The organism is Methylobacterium oryzisoli, assembly GCF_046557895.1.
In the GTDB taxonomy this organism is placed as follows: domain Bacteria; phylum Pseudomonadota; class Alphaproteobacteria; order Rhizobiales; family Beijerinckiaceae; genus Methylobacterium; species Methylobacterium oryzisoli.
The window spans coordinates 488,108-494,694 of record NZ_JBKIBX010000001.1 but is presented as its reverse complement, the minus strand read 5'-3'; the positions used below and the strand labels follow the sequence as shown (position 1 = coordinate 494,694).

The window sequence follows — 6,587 nt, the reverse complement described above, 5'->3', positions numbered from 1 at the left end:
ATCAGGGAATCACACCGCAGCAGACCCGAAAACCCCGCACCGACTCAGCCCAAACCGAAAACGCTCTAGCGCGAGCACGTCGCGGGAGAGCCCTCAGCTGCCCTCGCCCCCGAGCACCAGCCGAAGCGAGCGGGCGAGCTCGTCGCGGCGATAGGGCTTGGTCAGCACGGGCAGCTCGCCCTGACCAAGGACTTGACCCTCGTCGAGGTTCGCCACGTAGCCTGAGGTGAGCAGGATCTTGATGCCCGGGCGCACCCGCTGCGCCTCGACGGCGAGCTGCGATCCGTTCATGCCGCCGGGCATGACCACGTCCGAGAACAGGATGTCGATGCGCTCCACACCCTTGAGGTGCCCCAGCGCTTCGGCGGCGTTGCGGGCGATGATGACCCGGTAGCGCAACTCCTCCAAGCTCTCGACGGCCATCCCGAGCACCTGCTCGTCGTCTTCAACCAGGAGCACCGTATCGCCCTCCCCGGCGCGGCGCAGGGGGATGGTGCCGACGGCGCCGGTTCCGGCCTCCTCGTCGGCCGGGTCGGTGGAGCGCGGGAAGTACAAGCTGACCGTCGTGCCCCGGCCGACCTCCGATACGATCTGCGCGAACCCCCGGGCGCTGCGCGTGAAGCCGTAAACTTGGCTGAGCCCGAGCCCCGTTCCCTTGCCGACCTCCTTGGTGGTGAAGAACGGCTCGAACACGCGCTGGAGCATCTCGGGCGAGATGCCGCTGCCGGTGTCGGTGACCGACACCGCAACGTACGGGCCCGGCGGCACGCCCCGGTCGGCGACGGCACCCGTCCCGAGGTGGACGTTGCGGCTCGTCACCGCGATGCGGGGGTGTCCCTCGCCCCCCTCCATCGCGTCGCGGGCGTTGACGATCAAGTTCAGCACTGCTGCCTCGAATTGCGCCGGGTCGATACGGATCGGGTCGAGTGCCGGATCGAGGTCGAAGGTCAGCTCGACGGCTCCGCCCGCGGCCCGCTCGGCCAGAGGCCTGAAGTCGAGCAGCAGGCGGTTCGGGTTCAGCGTTTGCGGCCGCAGCATCTGCCGGCGCGAGAAGGCGAGAAGCTGCTGGGTCAACTGCTCGCCGCGCTTGGCCGCGCCCATGGCCGCCTCGGCCAAGCGCTTGACCCGCTCCACCTGCTCGGGCCGGCGCAGCATCATGTCGAGGCCGCCCACGATGACCGTGAGCAGGTTGTTGAAGTCGTGGGCGACGCCGCCCGTCAGTTGCCCGATCGCCTCCATCTTCTGGGCTTGTCGCAGCGCGTCCTCGGTGATCCGCTGCTCGGTGCGGTCCATCAGGATGCCGGCAATGCGCAGGGGCTTGCCGGCTCCGTCGTGCTTCACCTGCCCCCGCATCGTGATCCAGCGCACCGCCCCGTCGGTGCGCCGGACGCGGCATTCGAGGTTGAGAGTGCCCGTTGTCAGCGTCGCCGCGAACGCCCTCTCGGCCAGATCGCGGTCCTCCTCCACGACGTGGGCGAGAAGGGCCTTGCGGTTCCAGTGCGGGGGCGCGTCCCCGTAGCCGAAGGCGGCGTCGAAGCGGGGCGAGCGCCGCGACGCGCCGGTGCGACAATCGAGGGCCCACGACGCCAGGCCGGCCGCGTCGAGCGCGAAGGCGAGGGTCTCGTGCGCGGCCTCGACCTCCCGCGTGCGTTCGGCCACGCGCCGCTCCAAGTCCTCGTTGGCCCGCCGAAGCTGCCCCTGCGCCTGCTCGCGCTCCAGGAGATGCTCGCGGGCTTGGTACTGGCGGCGGCGCGCCCGCAGGGCGGAGGCCGTGGCGCTGACGAGCGTCTCCGCGTTGATGGGGCGTTCCAGCAGGACCACGTTGCCGAGCCGGGCGAGCAGCGCGGAGGCCCTCGCGGAGCGCGGCGTAGTCTGGCGCGTCGCCAGCACGACGAAGGGGAAATCCGACCAGGCGGGCTGCGCGTCGAGCCACGCGAACAACCCAGCCGGCTCGGCGCCGAGCGCCTCCTCGGTGACGAGCGCGGCGCCCGCTCCGGCCGTGAGACAGTCCAGCCAGCTCGCCAGGTCCGGACACGCGGTGGCGCGCCTGCCCGCCTGGGTGAGCACGTGCTCGGCCACGATGGCATCGCGTCCTCGCGGCGCCAGGATGAGGACGCGCTCCTCGTCCGTTACCGACGCGGTCACCGGGCGGTGTCGTCGGTAGGCGCTTCGCCCGTCAGCATCGACACCCGACCGCGGTAAGTCGGCAGGCCGGTGAGAACACCCTCGAAGTCGGTCAGTGCCTCCCCAACCTGTATCCCGTGTCCCGACAGCTTCATCTCGCGGATGGTGCGCTCGTGCGCGTTGACGCGGCTCTTCACCACCGAGAGCGCCGTGCGCACCTCGCCCTTCGCTTCGAAGAACCGGAACAGCAGGATGCAGTCGCTGAGGTAGCTCAGGTCGACATCGGTGCGCACCTCGCCGACGACGCCGTGCTGGCCCAGGACCAGAAGCGTGGTGATCCCCTGCTGGTTCAAGTAGCTCAGCAGCTCGTGCATCTGCAGGATGAGGAACTCCTCGCCCGGCATCGCGTGCAGGTAGGCGTTGAGGCTGTCGACGACGACGAAGGTCGACCCACGCTCCTCGACGGCCTGCCGGGCCATGCTGGAGAACTCGCCGGGCGAGAGCTCGGCGGGATCGATCTGCGTGATGGTCAGGCGCCCGCCCTCGATATGTGGGGCGAGGTCCATGCCGAGCTTCGCGGAGCGAACGAGCAGCGTCGCCAGCCCCTCATCGAACAGGTAATAGGTCGCCTTCTCGCCGCGCTCCAGGGCGGCCAGCATGCAGCGGATGGCCGTCGTGGTCTTGCCGACGCCGGAGGGGCCAAGCAGCAGCGTGTTGGTTCCCGGCACGAGACCTCCGCCAAGCAGGAGGTCGAGCTCGTCCGAGCCGGTCGAGCGCGCCTTCGCGTCGAAGGTCGAGTGGTGCTCGGCCGCGATCAGGCGCGGGAACACCTGGATGCCGCCGGTCTCCAGAACGAAATCGTGGTAGCCGCCACGGAACTTGATGCCGCGCATCTTGACGATGCGCAGCCGCCGCCGTTCGGAGCCGAACTCGCGCGGCGTCTGCTCCAGGGAGACCACCCCGTGCGCGATGCTGTGGAGCTGGAGGTCGCCCGTCTCCGAGGTGCGGTCGTCGAGCATCAGAACGGTGCAGGCTCGCTTCGCAAAGAACTGCTTGAGCGCGAGGATCTGCCGGCGGTAGCGCAGCGGGTTCTGGGCTAGCAGACGCAGCTCCGAGAGGCTGTCGAAGACGACTCGGTCGGGCCTCAGGTCCTCGACCCGGGCGAAGACCTCCTTGACGGTCTCGCCGAGCTCGATCTCGGAGGGATGCAGGATCGACTGCTCGCTGTCAGGGTCGAGGCCCATCTCGTTGACGAGCTCGTAGATCTCGATGCCGTCGAGCGACCAGCCGTGGGTCGCGGCCGCGGACCGAAGTTCGTCGGTGGTCTCGGACAAGGTGACGTAGAGGGTGCGCTCGCCGCGAGCCGCGCCCTCGCGGAGGAGCTGGAGCGCGAGGGTGGTCTTACCCGTGCCCGGATTGCCCTCGAGCAGGTAGAGCCGGCTCGGCGTCAGGCCGCCGCAGAGAACTTCGTCCAGGCCGAGCACACCGGTCGAGATGCGCGGTTGCACGCTGATCGGCTGGCTCATCGAAGGATCAGTCATCGGGTTGTTTGAGGCTCTGTGGCATGGGTTGCATCCCCGGTCGACGGACACGGTAGAGGTCCGCCAAGCCCTTGTCAGCGCACGGGACAACGCATCGTGGCGCTTCTGGCTCCCCGGCAGCGCCAATCGTAGGGGCCTGATGGGCTTGCTTTGTCTCGGATGCGGAACTCAGTCGGTCCTGCTGACGTCGCATAGCCGAAATCGCCGACCGAGAACTCCTGACCCTGAGCGGTCTTTCGCGCTTCGTGTCGGAGAGGTCCGGTTGCGAGGCTTTCCGCACATTTGATTTCCTGACACGGTTTCCTGACATCCGCCACCACGCCGTGCTCCCGCGTCAAGCACGTCAGCGGACGCAGCTACCCTGGCCGCTAAGAACGGTCGTTTTTCTGACTTTATCTGCGAAGGTTGCCAGCTCGTGTTCGAATCGACGCAGTCGCTCAGCGCACACCCATGCTACGCTGGAAATGCGTCCATCCGACTGGGGCTCATCTGCTAGCGCAGCTCTCGCCGACACTGATGTACGGCAAGGGGCCTCGATCCGTCACTCTGGAGTGAGTTCATGCGCATTCTGGTCGGCTGCGAGATGACCTATGAGCTGCCGCAGCCCACTCCCATCATCGCGACGCTGAACGTCCACTCCTCGCGCTTCTCTGACCTTGTGATCAACCCCCACGGGGTGGTTCATCGGTGAGTTTGATACCGCTGGCGAAGTCATGCGGCTCGGAGCGGGGTGAGGAGACGGCCAAAATGGCTGCGGCGCGTGGTGGCGATTGGCTTGTCGTCGATCCAGTGGACCATGCGAGTGAGGTTGAGCGCGGCCGCCGTCGCAAGGTGCTGCAGCTGAATCTTGGCCAAACCAGCGTAGCGCGCTCTGCGTAGGCCAAGGCTGCGCACCGCCAGCGAGAACGTAGCCTCGATCCCGGCGCGCTGGGCGTAGAGCCGGGCGAACGCGGCCGTGTCCTGGCGCTCGCGCGCCTGAGCGAGCGCCTCGTGCCGTGCCTGCGGGCGCAGCGACATCAGGCGGCGCGTTGCCTTCGGGCCTGCGCAGGCGACACGATGCGGGCAGGGCTGACAGTCGCGGCGAGAGAACTTCACCTTGATGCCTGGCGTGCCCCGGCTGTCGAGGGCCGGCGTCTAACTCGAACTCGCGACGCCCCGGGGACAGGTTACCCGCTCGGCCGCCCAATCGATCTGGAACGCCGCGATGGCGAAGCGGCCTCCGGCCTGGGCCCGCCAGCGCACGTCCCTTCGCACGGGTCCAATCAAGTCGATCTCGAAGCGCTGCCGTGCGTCGATCAGCAGCCCGGCGTCGGTGTAACCGGTGTCGACGAGATGCTGCGCCGGCAGCAGGTGCCTTTCGACCAAAGCCTCGTGGACCGGCACGACCATCCGGTGATCGGCGACCGGCGCGGGGCTCGTCTGGACGTCGGTGATGATGCGCGGGTAGTCGGCGTCGCAGGTCCCGGTCAGGTGGGCCTTGTACCCAACCCAGGAGATCGTATCGATCTTGGCATAGTGCGCTAGGTCGTGTGGCGAGTTCAGGAACAGGCCGGCCGGCGGCGTGTCGTCCGAGGAGCGCCAGCGGATGGCACCGTCCAGCAGGTAGAACTGCTGCACCCAGATCCGGCGCAAGATCTCGACGGCTGGGATGTTGCGCAGCCAGCCCGGTGCATCCGGTGTCCATACGGCGGCGAGCAGCCGATGGCCGTCCTCGCCGATCACCTGCGCGAGGGTGGTGCGTTTGACCTCCGAGCGGGGCGGGCGCTCGGTGCCGAGCGAAGGGCGTTCGTAGCGCTCGACCCATCCCGGCTGGGCGTTGGCCTTGAGCCAGTCCGGCGCGGCGTAGGCCAGCGCCTCCAGGGTGAAGCGCATCGCCTCCGTGACGCATGCGAGGCGGTTGAGACCACGCACGGCGGCGAGCACGTGGGTGGCGTCGGTGCGTTGGCGGCCGCGCCCGGACAAGACCGCGCAAGCGCGCCAGGTCCAGGACGGTATCGAACAGGACGCGCTCCGCCCCGCCGGTGATGAGCCGCGAGCGGAATTCGCAGAGCACGCTGCTGTGGAAGCCGGGATCGCGCAGGGGCAGCGCGAGCACGTACTTCCAGTCGATGCGTCCGCGGACCGTGTCGGCAGCGGCGCAATCTGACAGCCCTTCCATGAACTGCAGCAGGGTCACGAGCGCCAGACGCCAAGGGGCCTCGGCTGGTTGGCCGAGCTTCGGGAATAGGGCGGCGAAACGTTGGTCATCGAAGATCGGGCCGCGCTCATCGCGCAGGCTCAGCAGCAACGAGGCGCGCGGGAACGCAGCTCGGGCGACCTGCGCGGTCTCTTCAGGGACGACGACCAATTTGCTGAGGCGGAGCGACATCGCGTTCTCCGAGCCAAGATGGACGGATCCGCCTCAACGCGACCCCGGCTCCTCCGATCCAACCCTCCTTCCGACTTCGCCAGCGGTATCGAACTCGCCGATGAACCACTTCAATGGGGGCTGACCAGGCTTGAGCGTCACATGATGACGGCATCGTAGCCGCGGCCGGCCGCGCGCCGGACCTGCAGCGCTTGGAGCATACGAAAATATCCTAAATAAATTTATGGATCTTGGTTGGAACGGGCAACTCAAATAAATGTTTTTCTAAAAACAAGCTTGCCACCATGGGCAATTTTGTATGTTATGATAAAAACATATCATAAAATACTGAGCCTGAGGAGTTCTTCTATGCCACGTCACACGCATTTCGGCCGGAGAATACGCCTTCCCTCCAAGCTTGGGATCAAACATGACCTTATGCTGATGGCGGCGGCGGATGCACTCGCTCATTCTCTAAAGAACCAGAATTGCAATCCTATTGAATTGTCAGAGATTATGGACGAAATGCGAAAAAGTTATAATATTTCACCGCAAATTAAACAGATGATAATGGA

The 6,587-nt window shown here is 66.7% G+C and carries 3 protein-coding genes and 1 pseudogene; 1 reads left to right on the top strand and 3 read right to left on the bottom strand.

Annotated features, from left to right (window positions below):
* Positions 1-93: 93 nt before the first annotated feature.
* Positions 94-2,145 (bottom strand): PAS domain-containing hybrid sensor histidine kinase/response regulator, encoded by a 2,052-nt coding sequence (locus ACKUB9_RS02430; RefSeq protein ID WP_407519077.1) that lies wholly within the window; start codon positions 2,143-2,145, stop codon positions 94-96.
* Positions 2,142-3,665: an ATPase domain-containing protein gene (locus tag ACKUB9_RS02425; RefSeq protein ID WP_407519117.1), complete on the bottom strand. Its 1,524-nt coding sequence runs from the start codon at positions 3,663-3,665 to the stop codon at positions 2,142-2,144. Before ACKUB9_RS02425 ends, ACKUB9_RS02430 begins: the two co-directional genes overlap by 4 nt.
* Before the next feature lie 559 nt (positions 3,666-4,224).
* Here ACKUB9_RS02425 and ACKUB9_RS02420 point away from each other — a divergent pair.
* Positions 4,225-4,356, top strand: a complete 132-nt coding sequence (locus ACKUB9_RS02420; RefSeq protein WP_407519075.1) for a hypothetical protein — start codon at positions 4,225-4,227, stop codon at positions 4,354-4,356.
* 20 nt (positions 4,357-4,376) lie between these two features.
* Here the strand turns inward: ACKUB9_RS02420 and ACKUB9_RS02415 are convergent.
* Positions 4,377-6,033: pseudogene (locus tag ACKUB9_RS02415) on the bottom strand (IS1182 family transposase).
* Positions 6,034-6,587 lie beyond the last annotated feature (554 nt).